Source organism: Anaerosinus sp., from assembly GCF_965318445.1.
Genome location: NZ_CBDNNH010000021.1, coordinates 11,014 through 27,647 on the forward strand (window position 1 = coordinate 11,014; position 16,634 = coordinate 27,647).

The 16,634-nt window shown below is 34.9% G+C and carries 16 protein-coding genes and 3 other annotated features; of the genes, 2 read left to right on the forward strand and 14 right to left on the reverse strand.

Annotation, left to right across the window (positions count from 1 at the left end; all coding sequences use genetic code 11):
• Window positions 1-48 precede the first annotated feature (48 nt).
• From pheT to ACWZFG_RS10570, 10 genes are all read right to left on the reverse strand, one after another.
• A complete protein-coding gene (pheT, locus tag ACWZFG_RS10525; protein WP_177505901.1) occupies window positions 49-2,484 on the reverse strand; it encodes a phenylalanine--tRNA ligase subunit beta in 2,436 nt (811 codons plus the stop codon).
• A 28-nt stretch (window positions 2,485-2,512) separates the two neighbouring features.
• Complete coding sequence (gene pheS, locus ACWZFG_RS10530) at window positions 2,513-3,535, reverse strand: phenylalanine--tRNA ligase subunit alpha (protein ID WP_147670604.1); 1,023 nt, start codon at window positions 3,533-3,535, stop codon at window positions 2,513-2,515.
• Between the two features lie 227 nt (window positions 3,536-3,762).
• Window positions 3,763-3,977, reverse strand: a binding site (T-box leader).
• A 41-nt stretch (window positions 3,978-4,018) separates the two neighbouring features.
• On the reverse strand, window positions 4,019-4,834 hold the full coding sequence (locus ACWZFG_RS10535; protein WP_177505900.1) for a TrmH family RNA methyltransferase: 816 nt from the start codon (window positions 4,832-4,834) through the stop codon (window positions 4,019-4,021).
• Complete coding sequence (locus ACWZFG_RS10540; protein WP_147670608.1) at window positions 4,831-5,505, reverse strand: potassium channel family protein; 675 nt, start codon at window positions 5,503-5,505, stop codon at window positions 4,831-4,833. Before ACWZFG_RS10540 ends, ACWZFG_RS10535 begins: the two co-directional genes overlap by 4 nt.
• Before the next feature lie 13 nt (window positions 5,506-5,518).
• On the reverse strand, window positions 5,519-6,889 hold the full coding sequence (locus ACWZFG_RS10545) for a TrkH family potassium uptake protein (RefSeq protein ID WP_418627195.1): 1,371 nt from the start codon (window positions 6,887-6,889) through the stop codon (window positions 5,519-5,521).
• 193 nt (window positions 6,890-7,082) lie between these two features.
• Complete coding sequence (gene rplT, locus ACWZFG_RS10550) at window positions 7,083-7,439, reverse strand: 50S ribosomal protein L20 (RefSeq protein WP_177505899.1); 357 nt, start codon at window positions 7,437-7,439, stop codon at window positions 7,083-7,085.
• A 27-nt stretch (window positions 7,440-7,466) separates the two neighbouring features.
• The gene (gene rpmI, locus ACWZFG_RS10555; RefSeq protein WP_147670612.1) at window positions 7,467-7,664 is read right to left on the reverse strand and encodes a 50S ribosomal protein L35; all 198 of its coding nucleotides are present in this window, start codon (window positions 7,662-7,664) and stop codon (window positions 7,467-7,469) included.
• Between the two features lie 13 nt (window positions 7,665-7,677).
• A complete protein-coding gene (gene infC, locus ACWZFG_RS10560) occupies window positions 7,678-8,202 on the reverse strand; it encodes a translation initiation factor IF-3 (RefSeq protein WP_147670614.1) in 525 nt (174 codons plus the stop codon).
• Window positions 8,203-8,227: 25 nt separating this feature from the next.
• Window positions 8,228-8,350: a sequence feature (ribosomal protein L20 leader region), on the reverse strand.
• Window positions 8,351-8,403: 53 nt separating this feature from the next.
• Window positions 8,404-10,308, reverse strand: a complete 1,905-nt coding sequence (gene thrS, locus ACWZFG_RS10565) for a threonine--tRNA ligase (RefSeq protein ID WP_147670616.1) — start codon at window positions 10,306-10,308, stop codon at window positions 8,404-8,406.
• 38 nt (window positions 10,309-10,346) lie between these two features.
• Window positions 10,347-10,572, reverse strand: a binding site (T-box leader).
• Window positions 10,573-10,624: 52 nt separating this feature from the next.
• Window positions 10,625-11,389, reverse strand: coding sequence for a hypothetical protein (locus ACWZFG_RS10570; protein WP_147670618.1), 765 nt, complete (start codon window positions 11,387-11,389; stop codon window positions 10,625-10,627).
• Between the two features lie 191 nt (window positions 11,390-11,580).
• Here ACWZFG_RS10570 and ACWZFG_RS10575 point away from each other — a divergent pair, with 191 nt between their 5' ends.
• On the forward strand, window positions 11,581-12,258 hold the full coding sequence (locus tag ACWZFG_RS10575) for a hypothetical protein (protein WP_418627403.1): 678 nt from the start codon (window positions 11,581-11,583) through the stop codon (window positions 12,256-12,258).
• Window positions 12,259-12,429: 171 nt separating this feature from the next.
• Window positions 12,430-12,753, forward strand: coding sequence for a hypothetical protein (locus ACWZFG_RS10580; protein ID WP_177505898.1), 324 nt, complete (start codon window positions 12,430-12,432; stop codon window positions 12,751-12,753).
• A gap of 34 nt (window positions 12,754-12,787) precedes the next feature.
• On the opposite strand, the gene ACWZFG_RS10585 is transcribed toward ACWZFG_RS10580, so the two are convergent.
• From ACWZFG_RS10585 to ACWZFG_RS10600, 4 genes are all read right to left on the reverse strand, one after another.
• Window positions 12,788-14,443 (reverse strand): peptidoglycan D,D-transpeptidase FtsI family protein, encoded by a 1,656-nt coding sequence (locus ACWZFG_RS10585; protein ID WP_177505897.1) that lies wholly within the window; start codon window positions 14,441-14,443, stop codon window positions 12,788-12,790.
• A 169-nt stretch (window positions 14,444-14,612) separates the two neighbouring features.
• Window positions 14,613-14,759, reverse strand: coding sequence for a DUF4911 domain-containing protein (locus ACWZFG_RS10590; RefSeq protein WP_455577616.1), 147 nt, complete (start codon window positions 14,757-14,759; stop codon window positions 14,613-14,615).
• Between the two features lie 25 nt (window positions 14,760-14,784).
• Window positions 14,785-16,038, reverse strand: a complete 1,254-nt coding sequence (locus ACWZFG_RS10595) for a peptidase U32 family protein (RefSeq protein WP_455577617.1) — start codon at window positions 16,036-16,038, stop codon at window positions 14,785-14,787.
• On the reverse strand, window positions 16,025-16,633 hold the full coding sequence (locus ACWZFG_RS10600; RefSeq protein WP_177505895.1) for an O-methyltransferase: 609 nt from the start codon (window positions 16,631-16,633) through the stop codon (window positions 16,025-16,027). The genes ACWZFG_RS10595 and ACWZFG_RS10600 overlap by 14 nt, the downstream gene beginning before the upstream one ends.
• Window position 16,634 lies beyond the last annotated feature (1 nt).

Consider the following 16,634-nt stretch of genomic DNA (forward strand, 5'->3'; position numbering starts at 1 on the left):
AATGCAATACGGAAATAAAAATTTCTCTCACATTCTCTTACTTATACCTTAACTTCTTAGTTTAGCATTAAAAGCTTCTTCTAATGCTTTGATAATAGACTCAAAGTATGGATCAATTTCTGCATCAGTTAGAGTTTTCTCGGCAGATTGGAATTGTAACGAAAAGGCTAAACTCTTTTGTCCTTTACCAACTTGCTCACCCGTATACACATCAAATAAACAAATATTATTTAATAAATTCCCAGCATTTTTAACAATCACTTTTTCAACTTCACTAGCCGTTATATCATCGGCAACAACTAAAGCTAAGTCACGCGACATCGCTGGATATTTGGGTAATGACTGATAACGACATGTTAAAGCAGAGTATTTCATTAATTTTTCGATATCCATTTCAAACAAATAAGTTTTCTTTGTAATGTTCATTTGTGCTTGTACTTGCGGATGAACTTCGCCAACATATGCAATAATTTCTTTCCCCTTCATAAACAGTGCTGTCTTCCCTGGATGCATTGCATAATGTTCACCAGCTTGAACGGTGTATTTTTGAATTCCTAACCGTTCGAATAAAGCTTCAATCACACCTTTTGCATCATAAAAATCTACAGTATCTTTGCCTTGATTCCAAGCAATATCAGTACGCTTGCCTGTTAATGCACCACAAAGCATTAATTTTTCTATCGGTAGTTCTGTTAAAGGCAAAGCTTTTGGCGTAAAAACTGAGCCAATTTCAAATATTTTTAAATCTTCATTTTTCCTTGAAAGATTGCGTGCAATGGTCTCCAAAACACTGCTTACCGCTGTAGTTCTAAGCAATGGAAATTCATCAGTAATTGGATTCATTATTTCTACGGCCTGACGAAGTTGACTATCCACTGGAATATTCAATTTATCAAAGGTCTGTGGGTGAGTAAAGCTAAAAGAAATAATTTCATTCATTCCAGCGGCAACTAAAATATCCTTTACTCTATCGACAAAGCTTTGTTCTTCACTTTGTCCACCTTGCATCATTGATCCATCTGGCAATGTAGAAGCAATACGATTAAATCCATAAATACGCGAAATCTCTTCTGCAATATCTGACATACATCTTACATCATTGCGCCAAGAAGGAACAGTAACCGTAATTTCTTCACCTTTTACACTACTGATTTCAAACTCTAACCGTTTTAATATATCAACCATCACTTGACTAGAGATAGTTGTTCCTAAATGTTTATTCACCTGCGTTGAGGTAAACTTTACTTGACTTGGTAATTCAAAACCTGGATATGCATCCACAATTTCCGGACAAACAGTACAAGCTCCCATTTCTTCTAATAATTGAGCAGCTCTATCTAATGCCTTTACTGTATTGCTTACATCAACACCGCGTTCAAATCTTCCGGAAGCTTCAGAATGAAGTCCGCAAGCACGTGCAGTTCTGCGAATATTTGCCCCATTAAATGCGGCTGCCTCTAAAACTACAGTTTTAGTTGACTCCGTTACTTCAGAAGCAAGTCCACCCATAACACCGCCTAGACCTGCTGGCTGTACACTATCAGCAATAACTAGCATAGATGGATTTAATTCACGTTTCACATTATCTAATGTTGTCAATTTTTCTCCTTGATTTGCCTGACGAGCGATTAGAACATGTCCAGCTAACATATCATAATCATATGCATGCATTGGTTGCCCAAATTCAAGCATTACAAAGTTTGTAACATCAACAACATTATTGATCGAACGTACTCCTGCAGCTTCAATTCTTTCTTTTATCCAAGCTGGAGATTTCCCAACCTTTACATTTTGTAATACCCTCGCTGAAAATCTTGAACAAAGATTATTTGCTTCAATTTTTACAGAAATTAATTCATTTGCTTTTTTATCTCCATCTTCTTGTAATCGCAACATTGGTTTTTTTACAGAATTTCCAGTTAACACTGCAATTTCTCTTACTATTCCAAGAACACTAAAGCAATCTGCACGATTGGCTGTAAGCTCAAACTCTAAAATAACATCATTTAATCCCAAAACATCCTTTACTTGAATGCCAACCGATGTATCTTCTGGTAAAATATAAATTCCAGATTTAGCGTCATCAGATAAAGAATCTAAATCCAAATTTAACTCTGCTGCCGAGCAAAGCATCCCAAAAGATGCAACCCCGCGTAGTTTACCCTTAGAAATTTTCAATCCATTTGGTAATTTAGCGCCTATCATTGCAACTGGTACAATTTGTCCTTCACGAACATTAGTCGCTCCTGTTACAATAATAATCGTTTCTGCCTGACCAACATCTAAAGTACAAATCGATAACTTATCCGCATTAGGATGTTTTTCAATTTGTACAATTTTACCTGTAATAACCTTTTCTAATCCAGCACCCATATCTTTAATATTCTCTACAGGTACACCAGCCATTGTCAATTTATCAGCAATTTGCTCTGGAGTTTCTTTAAAATCTATATAATCTTTTAACCACTTTATTGAAACTTGCATACGCGAACCCCTTTCTCTACCTCAAAAATTAAAACTGACGTAAAAATCTCAAATCATTATCATAGAATAATCTCAAATCATCAATACCATATAAAAGCATTGCAATTCGTTCAACACCCATTCCAAATGCAAAACCACTTACTTCATTAGGATCATATCCACTCATTTCTAAAACACGGGGATGCACCATTCCAGACCCTAATATTTCTAACCATCCTGTCCCCTTACATACACGACAGCCCTTCCCTTGACACATTACGCAAGAAATATCAACTTCTGCACTTGGTTCCGTAAACGGAAAAAAGCTTGGTCTAAATCTAACACCGACATTTTCATTGAAAATCTGATGAATAAAAGTTTCTAACATTCCTTTTAAATCAGAGAAACTAATATTTTTGTCAACAACTAAACCTTCCACCTGGGTAAACATGGGTGAATGTGTTGCATCATAATCGCGACGATATACTTTTCCTGGAGCAATAATACGAATAGGACTATTCGGTTCATTCGCTTGCATTGTTCGCGCTTGAACAGGTGAAGTATGGGTTCTAAGTAAAATTTCCTCTGTAATATAAAACGAATCTTGCATATCACGTGCAGGATGATCTTTCGGTAAATTCAACGCTTCAAAGTTAAAATGATCTTGTTCTACTTCTGGTCCTTCAGCAACACTAAATCCCATTTGCATAAAAATGCTTTTGATACGATTTAACGTTAACGTAAGTGGATGTAAATGACCCACTTGATTTATTCTCCCCGGTAAAGTGACATCAATTTTTTCTGCTTTTAAACGCGCTGCTAATTCTATCGCTTTTAATTCATTGTTTTTATTGTTTAACATACTTTCTAGCTCAGCACGAACTTCATTGACCATTTGCCCTACTTTGGGACGATCTTCAGGGCTTAATGCACCCAATCCACGTAAGATCGTCGTTAAACTTCCTTTTTTCCCAAGGTACTCTACTCTTAATTCATTTAAAGCATTAAGATTTTCCGCTGCAGAAAATGCTTGTATAGCTTCTGCTTTTAAACTTTTCAACTGCTGTTCCATAAAAACCTCCTGAATATTTTATCCGATGGCTAACGGGATCATCTATCGAAATAAGCGATTCACACAAAATCAAAGATTTTGGTTCTCTGCTTATAATACTCCCGCTTCTTTAAGCTGAAGTAAAGACCTCGTAACCCCCTGGATTACTTATCTGATTTCAGTGGGAGTTAAAACTCCTACTGAAACAGCCTTGTTTATGCTTATAAAATAAAAAACTCCCACCCCTGTAAAGGGGCGAAAGTTTACTTTCGCGGTACCACCCTAATTGATACTCAAAACCTTAACGCGGCAAACGTTCCAACTACTTAAACAACACATGTTTATTTCACCAGAAAAACTCCAGAGCGAACTTTCAACGAATTGATATGATTATGCTTCCAGTCACGGCAATAATCTCCCTGAAAAATCAAAATCAGCTTACTTTCTCCTTCATCGTCTAAAATCATATTATCTTTCGGATTATAACACATTCAACAAAAAATCTCAACAATTCCTAGAAATTCTTTGCCTTAAACTTTCATAAATAATAATTGCAGCCGAAGTTGCTACATTTAACGATTCAGCATCGCCTTGCATTGGGATAAATACTTTTTCACTTGCACCTATTAACAATGTATCACTTACGCCATTTCCTTCATTACCAAAAATCATTGCCGTTGGTTTAGCAAAATCACATGAAAAATAAGTTTTAGCAGTTTTATCAAGTGCAGCTGCATAAGTTCTAATAGAATTCTTTTTCACAAACTGCAATAGATCCTCTGTCTCTACATCTTCAATAATAGGTACATGAAACAGTGCTCCCATTGCCGACCGCACTGTTTTTCCATTAAAAATATCAGCAGACCCCTTCGTTAAAATTACTCCGCTACACCCTGCAGCATCCGCAGTACGAATAATAGTCCCAACATTTCCAGGGTCTTGCACGCTATCCATAACTACGACAACCGGGTTTTCAGCTTTTTTTAATATATCTGATAAATTATACTGGTACTTCTTTACCACCAATAAAATCCCCTGTGAGCCTTTTGTTTCACAAACTTTATCATAAATACTTTGATTCACCCGATATAGGGCACAATTTCTCGTTTTCAATTCATCTACCAAGTGCAAAATTCTCTCGTTTTTCACAGAGTCTAAGTAAATGGCAAATTTAATTTCCCAATCAGATTTTAGTACCTCTTCAACTAATCTAGTCCCTTCCGCAATAAAAACTTGATGCATGTCTCTATACTTTTTCTGTTTTAAACTAGTAGCTAATTTAATATGTGCATTTTGCAAACTGGTAATTACTTCGCTCACTCTAGTTCCTCCAAGCCGTTAATGCTTTCATTGCTACCAACAACAACAACTATATCATTATTGATAATCACTTCATTAGGCAAAGGTGAAATAATCAAATCATCGCCCCGTTTAATTGCTACAACATTTATTCCATACTTTGCACGAATATTAGACTCTGCTAATGTTTGATTCTGAAAAGCTTTCGGTGCTGTAATCTCCACAATACTAAACTTTGGTGAAAGCTCAATATAATCCATCACACTTGTTGATGCTAAGTTATACGCTACACGCCGTGCCATATCTCGTTCGGGAGCAACAACCCTATCCGCTCCAATTTTTTCAAGCAATTTCCCATGTAAGCTATTACGAGCAGTAGCTACAATATAGGATGCGCCAATTTCTTTGAGCTGCAAAGTTGTCATGATATTTGATTGAACATCTTCACCAATAGCCACTACAACTACATCAAAATTAAGTATTCCAATCGCTCTTAAAGCAGCTTCATCTGTAGAATCGGCTTGGATAACATGAGTTACTTCATCACTAAAATCCTGCACTTTTTGTGGGTTCTTATCAATAGCCAAAACCTCATATCCCATTTTATGTAATGCCTTTGCCATGTTACTTCCAAACCGTCCTAAACCAATAATAGCAAATTGTCGATTATTTCGATTATTCTTAATTTTCATTTATCATTCACTCCTATCCAATTGTAATTTTTCCTTCAGGATATTGTATTTTACTCTTCTTATATTTTAAAGCCAACGCAAATGCTACTGTCATTGGACCAATCCTTCCAATAAACATTGTAAAAATAATCCATAGTTTACCATGCCATGTTAATTCGGATGTAATCCCTGTAGATAATCCCGTTGTTGAAAATGCAGATACAACTTCAAATAAAATATTAATAAACGGAAAAGATTCACTAATACTAAGCATCAATGTAACAAATACAATTAAAATAGCAGCTATAATAAAAATCGTAAAAGATTTATAGACAGTTATTGTTGGTATACGCCGATAAAATAATTCAGCTTCCGTTTTTCCACGAATTTGCGCCCAAACAGCTGATACAATCACTGCAAACGTCGTTGTCTTTATTCCACTTCCTGTCGAGCCTGGTGATGCACCAATAAACATTAAAATAATAATGGAAAATAATGTTCCATCCATCAATAAACTCGTATCAATTGTAGCATATCCAGCCGTTCTTGCCGTTACAGCTTGGAAGTAACTAGCTAACAATTTACCATAAAAAGTAAGTCCACCTAAAGTGGCATCATTATCATATTCCAAAATCAAAACCCAAAATGTACCAAATGAAATTAAAAAAGCAGTAGTATATAAAACAACCTTTGTCTGCAATGAAAACAATCTAAATTTCTTATTCTGCCAGATATCAGCTAAAACTCCAAAACCTACCCCACCAGCAATAATTAAAGAACTCAGCGTCATCGTAACTACAGCATCATCAACATAACGAGTAATATTACTGCCACTGCCACCAAAAACATCAAATCCAGCATTACAAAATGCAGAAGCAGCATGCCAATATCCAAAATAAATTCCTTCAATTCCAAAATCCTGATAAAATCTAGCAGCTAAAATTGTTCCACCAATAAGCTCAATCAATAATGATGCTTGACAAATATAAATCGTCAGGCGAACAATTCCTGATAAAGTTAATTGATTTAATGCTTCCTGCATAATCAAACGGTCTTTTAGCTGTATTTTGCGTCGCATAATAACAGCCGCTAATGTTGCTGTCGTCATAATCCCGAATGCACCAATTTGAATTAATGCAACAATAACTAATTGTCCAAATAAAGAAAAGAATGTCCCCGTATCTACGACAACTAAACCAGTTACACAAACAGCAGAAGTAGCCGTAAATAATGCATTAATAAACGACATCCCCCCTCCTTGTGCGTGCGATATTGGTAACATCAATAAAAATGTTCCTATGAATATCAATAAAGTAAAACCAATAATAAGAATTTGATATGGCGTTAATTGCCAACTAGATATATCTAAAAAATTCGCAAACTTTTTAGCATTCAATTTTTTCACTCCGTCTACAATCAATATTACCAGTTTATTACTACCAAATAATATGTTCTATTTAATTTAAAAACTTACTCCTAGTTAAATAATGATAATACATTTTAGGTTTATAAAATATATTATCATTATTTAACTAAAAAATACAGATAAACAACGCTGTTAAAAAAGGTTCTGATAAAAATCAGAACCTTTAACTTATTTAGTTCAATTGTTCTTTTGCTACTTCTACTAATTTAGTAAATGCAGCACTGTCATTTACAGCCAAATCAGCAAGCATCTTACGGTTAACAGCTACACCAGCTTTCGTTAAACCATTGATTAATTTGCTGTAGGAAATTCCATTAATACGAGCTGCCGCATTAATACGAGCGATCCATAATTGACGGAATTCACCTTTTTTCGCACGACGGTCACGACGCGCATAGTAAAGCGCTTTCATTACAGTTTCATTTGCTTTTTTAAACTGTTTGCTTTTTGCGCCTCTATAACCTTTAGCTAGTTTTAAAATCTTTTTATGACGTCTATGTGCAGTCACGCCTTTTTTAACTCTTGGCATGTTTCGTTCCTCCTAAATATCTATATTTTAAGCGTAAGGAAGCATTTTAGTTACGCGTTCGTAATCAGCTTTGCTTACAAGTGTTGCTTTCCGTAAATTACGTTTACGAGCCGGGGATTTCTTTTCTAAGATATGACTTTTAAAAGCCTTTGCACGTTTAAATTCACCGGAACCAGTTACTTTGAAACGTTTTGCTGCAGCTCTGCGTGTTTTAATTTTTGGCATTGCTATTCCTCCTTTAGTTATGTGCCTTTGGTGCTAAAATCATAATCATATTTTTACCTTCAAGCTTTGGATCACGTTCAACGGTTACTAATTCTTTCATTTCAGCAGCCATCTTAAGTAATATCTCTCTGCCAAGTTCCGGATGCGATAGCTCTCTACCACGGAACATAATGGTAACTTTTACTTTATCACCATCTTCGATAAAACGAAGTGCATTTTTTAGCTTGACGCTAAAATCATGCTGTTCAATATTCGGACGAAGTTTTACTTCTTTTACAGTAACAACTTTTTGTTTCTTCTTCGCCTCTTTGTCACGTTTTTGTTGCTCGTATCTGTATTTACCAAAATCCATAATACGACAAACTGGTGGTTTTGCTGTAGGTGCAACTTCAACTAAATCTAATTGTTGTTCACCTGCAATCCTTAATGCATCTCTAAGAGACATAATACCAAGCTGTTCACCAGTCGGACTCGTTACGCGAACTTCTCTTGCCCGAATCTCTTCATTAATTTTTGGATTCTCTTTACTAATTGAGATTCACCTCCTAAAAAAATTGTGTATACATACAAAATAAAAACGGGCAGCACACGCCACCCGTAAATTACAATAATAAATATTAATAATTCATCTTACCTTATTGACTAAGCGCCATAAGGTGAGAAGCGGATGGCTTCTACTTCACACGTATTTAACTCACTTAGCTATATTATCAGTTAAATGATATAATGTCAATACCTTTTATGCTTTTTTCTGAATTTTTTCTATTACTTCATTAATAAATTCTGTTTTAGATTGAACTATGCTATTTTTCTCCCCATGTTTGCGAACCGCAACTTGTCCCTCTTCCATTTCTTTATCACCAACAACAATAATATAAGGTGCTTTAGACATTTGTGCTTCACGAATTTTATAGCCAATTTTCTCATTGCGGTCATCAACCTCAGCTCGAATTCCTTTTGCAAACATTTCTCTTTCTAAAGCAACTGCATACTCTGCATGTTTATCAGCAATCGTTAGAATTTTTACTTGCACAGGTGCAATCCATACTGGGAACACACCAGCATAATGCTCAATTAAAATTCCAATAAAGCGTTCAATGCTGCCGTATACAACACGGTGAATCATAACTGGACGATGCTTTTGTCCATCCTCACCTACGTAAGTTAAATCAAATTTTTCAGGCAATAGCATGTCTAGTTGAATCGTCCCACATTGCCATGTACGACCAATGGAATCTTTTAAATGAAAGTCAATTTTAGGTCCATAAAATGCACCATCACCTTCGTTAACAATATACTCCATACCACGTTCATTTAATGCATCACGTAAAGCATTTGTAGCAGTTTCCCATACTTCATCACTACCCATTGAATTTTCTGGACGGGTACTTAATTCCGCATGATAAGATAATCCAAACGTACTATATACTTTATCAAATAAATCAATTACTTTTTGAATTTCATCTTTAATTTGCGATGGCAACATAAATATATGTGCATCATCTTGCGTAAAATTACGCACTCTCATTAATCCATGTAATGCCCCAGACAATTCATGACGATGTACGAGCCCAAGCTCTGCCGTACGAAGTGGCAAATCACGATAACTATGATGTTGTGTACGATATACCAAAATTCCACCTGGGCAATTCATTGGTTTTACCGCATAATCTTCACCATCAATTTGCGTAAAATACATGTTTTCTTTATAATGATCCCAATGTCCTGACTGTTCCCATAATTTACGATTTAAAATAATTGGAGTTTTAATTTCTTTATAGCCATACTCACGATGTAATTGGCGCCAGAAATTTTCTAATTCATTGCGAATAATCATTCCATTTGGATGAAAAAACGGAAAGCCCGGTCCTTCTTCTTGTAAACTAAATAGATCTAATTCACGCCCTAATTTACGATGATCACGTTTAGCAGCTTCTTCAAGCATGGTCAAATATGCATCAAGCTCTGCTTTCTTTTCAAAAGCCGTTCCGTAAATACGTTGTAACATTTTACGTTTTTCATCGCCACGCCAGTAAGCACCTGCAATACTTTGCAATTTAAAAGCTTTCACTTTTCCTGTTGAAAGCACATGCGGGCCAGCGCATAAATCAACAAATTCACCTTGTTGATACGTAGAAATTACAGCATCTTCTGGCAAATCATTAATAAGCTCTACTTTATATGTTTCACCTTTATCTGCAAACATTTTAATTGCATCTTTACGACTTAATTCCTTGCGCTCGATTGATAAATTTTCTTGTATGATTTTTTCCATTTCCTTTTGAATCTTCTCTAAATCTTCTGGCGAAAATGGTTTTTCAACATCAAAATCGTAATAAAATCCATTTTCAATTGCTGGACCAATTGCAAGCTGCACATTTTTATATAAACGTTGTACAGCTTGAGCCAAAATATGTGAAGCACTATGTCTAAGCGCATGTTTTCCTTCACTATCAGCAAAAGTTAACAATTCGACCTTTGCATCTTTCGTTAACTCTGTATCTAAACCAACTACAACATCATCTACTTTTGCCACTAATACGCTTTTCGCTAAACTGCGGCTTAAAGTTTGCGCAAATTCTAATAAAGTTGTGCCTTCTTTCACTTCACGTACAGCGCCATCTTTTAACATTAATTTTATCAAAATAACTACCTCCTAAAAATAAAAAAACCTCATCCCCATAAAGGGACGAGGTTATTATACTTCGCGATTCCACCCTGATTGATAGATAATAAAGTACCTATCCACCTTCATTTAGATAACGGGGTATTCCCCGGCTTAGCTTACTACTATTTCAGCCTACAGTTCAAAGGTAGTAATATCAACAATTGAATAAAATGCTCACAGCTTTCACATCTCTCTCTGAAAACAATTACATTGATACCATGTCCTCATCATTACTTTTACAATATAATTTTATTTTAATATTATAGCTCAATCAGATAAATAATGTCAATCTTTAATTCAATCTCGCTTTTAATGCTGCATGGAAAATATTCTGGATAATCTCTCCGGTTTCAACTTTTGCAATATTTTCAAAAGTCAGTTTAAATGAAACGGCATTGACCTTAACTTTTGGAATTAAGGGATGTCCCGTTTGTAAATATATATTTTCTGTAAATTTATGCTCGACTGCCACCTCGGAAAAATCATTTTTCGCCTCTTGCTTTTTTATATAATCATTAAAAATTCCTTCTATAGAGTCAACGCATAGTCCGGATTCATTATATAAAAAGGATTCCTTGGGTTCACCATGATAAGAAATCATTTGATCCCCTAACCCATGTTTTTCTTTTTCCGCCTTTGCCCACTCTTTATCAAATTCAATCTTAACTTCGCCAATCAACGGCTGCCATGTTGGTTTATCATTCACTCCTGTCATCTCATAAAGAACAATCCCTACATCTCTAGCAACATCTTTTACAATTTTTTCATAAACAGGCTGCGTGAAAATGACTCCCATAACTTGACCAGAAATATCTTGCAAAATATTAGCAAAATGAAATAATCGATTTCTATCTACGGATTTATCCATCTGCCTAGTTTGTATAATCACTTTATATACAATCCCATTTCCACCCTCAAACTCCCAGTATAAATCAATGGGATATGATGCCGTTCTACCTTCAACCTCATAATCTTTTTCAATTTTTAACGTTTTAACTTTTTCTTCATTTCGAATTAATTCTATAACTTCATCCATCATTGTTTCGGCTTTCTTCATTTCAGCACCATCCCTATTTTAATCATATAATCATTATTTATTTGACACTTACCGAAAAAAACCTTTTTATTATTTATATTATACTTAGTATATGCAATTCATTACAAAATATATTTGATGTATATATGGACAAACATTGTATAAACTATAAAAAGTGTTTCATATGTTTTTTTATCAAAGGAGGCAAAAAAGTGGAAAATAATTCAACAAATGCTCAAAATCAAGGGACAACTTCTCCTCTTACTACATCATATAATAGTGCACAAAGCAACACAAATCAGGTGAACTCGACTGCAAATCAAAATCAAGCACAAAATACTACGCAGGCATCAAGCAATAATCAACAAGCAAATATTACAGACACGATGAATCAACAATCCGGAATCCCTCAAGCTGTTGTTGGGCTTTTCTCTAGCTTAAATGCCGCTAGAGAATCCGCTGCCCAATTACGTCAAAGCGGCTTTACCATTGAAGAAATCAACATCATTTCCAAGGAAAAAACCAATGATAATGTTGTAAACAATATGGGCAGTGATGACTCTATTGCTGATGGAACTATGGCAGGCGGTGCTATTGGAGGTATTGGCGGATTATTATTGAGCGCTGGTGCCTTAACAATTCCAGGCATTGGGCCAATCATAGCCGCGGGTCCAATCGCTGCAACAATCGCAGGTGCTGTTGGTGGCGGAATCACAGGCGGATTAATTGATTGGGGCATTCCTAGTGATAAGAGTGAAGAGTACAATAATGAAGTTGCTTATGGCAAAACATTAGCAGTTATTAAAACAGATGCAAACAAAGTTCAACAAGCCATTCAGATTATGAATCAAAATGGTGCTATGAATGTTGAAACTCATAATGCAAAATAACCAGTCATTCAGTATAAAACTTTAAGCTTTCTATAAGAAATAAGCACCATTTTATACATTGTTATTTGTATAAAGGGTGCTTATTTCTCATGCTCTGCCACTTTCAAACCTTGATTTTTATTATAAAATGACTACAATAAATATTAAATATAACCTAAGGAGGAATATAGTATGGCGGAATCATCTTTATTAAATGTATTTGAAAAACTAGCTTGTAAGGAAGAAGCAATCAAAGGATTAATTTCTGCCGCCAGCTCCGGTGAAAAAAAGCACCTGATTTTTACAGCTTCAGGAATAATCCTTTGCAAGCAAAAATTAACGCAAGATCAACAAGGTTTATCAAATATTTTAATTGCTCATGACGTAATATTTAAAACAAACACAAATGACATATTAACCCTTCCGGAACTCTTTATTATGGTCGATGAAATAACTGCTTTTCATCCAATAAATGACCAAGAATTCCAATCTATTATAACTACATTACGGAAATAAATCAAAGGCTGAGATTACATTATTTTATGTAACCTCAGCCTTTTTCTATAGACTCTATAATTTGACGAAAAAGTGGCGCTGCTATGTTTCCACCAGACATTCCATCTTCGACAAAAACAACGACTGTATACTCAGGTTCATCAAATGGTGCAAACCCAACAAACCAAGCATGATTGATACTTTGCCCTTTTTCATTTACCTTGCCAGTTTCAGCAGATCCTGTTTTTCCCGCCGATCCACCTTCTTTAACATATGCAGCTTGCCCAGTACCATAACTCGTAACACCAAGCATCATATCTTTTAATATTTTTGCAGTTTTAGACGAAAATATTTTTTTACTTTCTTTTGTTTTAATCATCTTTATAGAATCACCATGACGATTATTTATCTCGATCACCAATTTAGGCGAAGGCATACTTCCATCATTTGCTATTGCTGATGTAAAACACGCCATCTGTAACGGTGTGACTTCACACTTTCCTTGTCCTATTGAAAAATTAGCAAGTTCACCTCGATGATATTGATCATTTGTAGGTAAATTTCCTAAAGTCTCATTAGGGAAATTTAAATCCGTCCGATTTCCGAAACCAAACTTCTGTGCAAATAATTTTAAATTTTCAAATCCTAGCTTCAGCCCAACTTGAATAAGTACTGGATTACTCGAGTATGCAATAGCCTCTTCAAATGTAAGCTTTCTTTTTCCACTTTTTTCATCCCAACCACGAAAAATAATTCCATCTACGTCAATAAAGCCATCATCATTAAAAACTTCCTTAGGTTTTACAATATCTTTTTCCAATGCGGCTGCAGCTACAACTAATTTAAATACAGACCCCGGCTGATAACTACTAACTGCACGATTTAATAATGGGGAATCTTCCGCAGAGAAGTAATCTTCAATTTTTCCAGGCATAAAATTGGGTCTAGATACCATGGATAAAATTTCACCTGTTTTAGGATTCATAACTACAACTGCGGCTTTATGCACTTTATTTTCATCTAATATCTCTTCTACCTTTTTTTGTATCCCATAATCAATCGTCAATCTAACATCATTATTCCCATATGGCTCCGGCAAATGCAATTTTTTATAGCTTAATCCAGGGATAAGTTCACTTCTTGCATCTATTAAGGCCGCTACGTACTCTTCATCTGCAACTTTTAAAATGTCATCATATAAATATTCAATTCCACTTACGCCTTTATTATCACTTTTATTAATATATCCAACTATATGATTTGCAATGTTTTCTCCATATCGAACTTTAGCTTTACTAATTATAAATCCATCTAAACCTAATTGATTAATTTTTTTTATTATATCTTCAGATAAGTTTTCTGCAATTACCTTTGGTTTTACAATGGATTTAATTTCTCTTTTTAATTCTTCACTGTCTCTGCTTAATATTTTAGATAGTTCTTCAACTTGCCCTTCCTTTTGATAATATTTTCCAGGAAATATCGTAAGATTATATTGCTCTATAGAATTGGTTAGTTTCTCTCCATTACGAGCTAAAATATCACCTCGTAATGATACCATTTTTACTTCTTGCACCCGTCCCAATAACCCCAAAGCTGCTAAATCATCACTAATGAAAATTTGCAAGTAAAATAATCGAGCCAATAAAATAATTCCTATAGCTGAAAGCAAAAGGAATAAATGATAAATGCGCGCAAAAGGAAAAGGCATACCATTCACCTCCATAAATAGTATGCCTTGATTTTACTAAAGCTATAATAAAGTTCTTATAAAAATTATACAATAATTCACAATGTCTCTTCTTGCTTCTCAAGCAAAAGAAATGAATTCTTAGAGATTGGATTGCGGAATCTACATTGAAAAAGTTTTTCCCCCTTCATTATTCTTCTATTAAAGAATAATGAAATGGTAAATTCGCGATTACCTCTTCTACTTCCTTAAAAGTATCAGGTGTTGCTCTAACGATTACAATTCCCTCTTTATTATTAATCGTACTAACTGTTCCTAAATATTCATAGCCTTCCATTATTCTATTGAAAAAGTTAATATATTTAGGATCTATCTTTATTTTGACTAGCTCTTTCATAATTCTCCTTACGCCTTAACATTGCATATGGCTCTACCGGTTCATTCATTTTTATTTTTATTATCTGTTGTGCATGTGGCGCTACTTCGATTGCCACATCTTCATCATTTAACATTATATCAATATTTTGTTTAAAAGTCTCCCCCTTAGGTTGAATAACTTCAATCTCCTGACCGATTTTCATGTTGTTACGTTGCTCAACAATTGCAAACCCTGTAGGTTCATCATAGCTAAGAACAAGTCCAATAAAATCGCTTGTCTGTATATAAGAGGACGAACCATAAATCTGATCTTTTTCTGTCGGCCTATGAAAATAAAATCCAGTTGTATATTCACGATGAGAAACCTTTTGCAATTCATCTAACCATTCATCTTTAATCTCAAATGCATCTGGATCTGCAAAATAACTATCAATCGCCAGGCGATAAGCTTTCACAACACTAGATGCATAATGAACACTTTTCATCCGACCTTCAATTTTTAAACTATCAACACCACTTTTTATCACCTGATCAATATATGGTAGCAAGCACATATCTTTTGAATTAAAAATATACGTACCACGTTCATCCTCAAATACAGGGATAAATTCACCCGGGCGCTTTTCTTCCACTAAACTATACTTCCAGCGGCAAGATTGCGCACAACTCCCACGATTTGCATCTCTTCCTGTAAAATAATTACTCATTAGGCAACGCCCTGAATAAGAAATACACATTGCACCATGTACAAACATTTCTAATTCAACATCACATTTTTCTCGAATTTCAGCAATCTCATTTATCGATAACTCTCGTGCTAATACCACTCGAGAAGCGCCCATATCTTTCCAAGCTTGAACAGAAGCCCAATTCGTATTATTCGCTTGAGTGCTAATATGAATTTGCAGATTAGGCGCAACTTGCTTCGCGATTCGAAACACTCCCAAATCTGCAACTAAAATAGCATCTACCCGAATAGACTCAAGGTATTTTAAGTATTCTGGTAATTTCCCCAAATCACTATTATGCGCATATATATTTACTGTCACATATACTTTTTTGCCCATTTCATGAGCAAACTCCACGCCTTCCTTTAATTCCTCTTCTGTAAAGTTTCCACCAAATGCACGTAGTCCAAAAGCCTTTCCGCCTAAAAAAACCGCATCTGCGCCATAAATTAATGCCATTTTCAATTTTTCTAAATTTCCTGCCGGAGCTAATAACTCAGGTTTCTTCACTATTTTTCCCCCTATGATAAGAAACAGCTAACCCATCTCCATCATGATGAATTTTTGTCTCAAACTCAGGATGTTCTGTAGCCATTTTTATATATTCTCGTAATCGATTCACAATTGTTTTATAACGTCTTGGTGGCTTCTCACTGCTTTCGACATAGCCTCTAAATAAAACATTATCTGCTATAATAACGCCATCTTTAGCAAGTAATGATAAAGCTTGTTTAAAATAGTATGGATACTGACCTTTCGCTGCATCAATAAAAATAACATCATAAAAATCAGTTAATGTATTAAGTATTTGCGCTGCATCCCCTTGCCGAATTTCAATTTTATCCTCATATGACGACTCCGAAAGAAAGCTACTCGCAACTTCAGCACGTTGTTCATCTAATTCTAAAGAAAGAATCTTTATCTCTGGATCACTATGCTGCGCAATTAATAATGCAGAATACCCAATAGCAGTTCCTATTTCTAATACTTTTTTAGGTTTTTTTTCATCAATAACTGAGACTAATACTCTTTTACCATTTTCATTAATAATCGGAACTCTATATTTCTTCGCATACTCTTCCATTTTTTTTAATAACAAATCCATT

Bases quoted from the DNA above. Each gene is read 5' to 3' on its own strand.
- pheS (WP_147670604.1), bottom strand. From the start codon at position 3,535: ATGGAACAGCAGTTGAAAAGTTTAAAAGCAGAAGCTATACAAGCATTT.
- rpmI (WP_147670612.1), bottom strand. From the start codon at position 7,664: ATGCCAAAAATTAAAACACGCAGAGCTGCAGCAAAACGTTTCAAAGTA.
- ACWZFG_RS10600 (WP_177505895.1), bottom strand. From the start codon at position 16,633: ATGGATTTGTTATTAAAAAAAATGGAAGAGTATGCGAAGAAATATAGA.
- ACWZFG_RS10540 (WP_147670608.1), bottom strand. From the start codon at position 5,505: ATGAAAATTAAGAATAATCGAAATAATCGACAATTTGCTATTATTGGT.
- ACWZFG_RS10580 (WP_177505898.1), top strand. From the start codon at position 12,430: ATGGCGGAATCATCTTTATTAAATGTATTTGAAAAACTAGCTTGTAAG.
- ACWZFG_RS10585 (WP_177505897.1), bottom strand. From the start codon at position 14,443: ATGCCTTTTCCTTTTGCGCGCATTTATCATTTATTCCTTTTGCTTTCA.
- ACWZFG_RS10590 (WP_455577616.1), bottom strand. From the start codon at position 14,759: ATGGAAGGCTATGAATATTTAGGAACAGTTAGTACGATTAATAATAAA.
- rplT (WP_177505899.1), bottom strand. From the start codon at position 7,439: ATGCCAAGAGTTAAAAAAGGCGTGACTGCACATAGACGTCATAAAAAG.
- pheT (WP_177505901.1), bottom strand. From the start codon at position 2,484: ATGCAAGTTTCAATAAAGTGGTTAAAAGATTATATAGATTTTAAAGAA.
- ACWZFG_RS10570 (WP_147670618.1), bottom strand. From the start codon at position 11,389: ATGAAGAAAGCCGAAACAATGATGGATGAAGTTATAGAATTAATTCGA.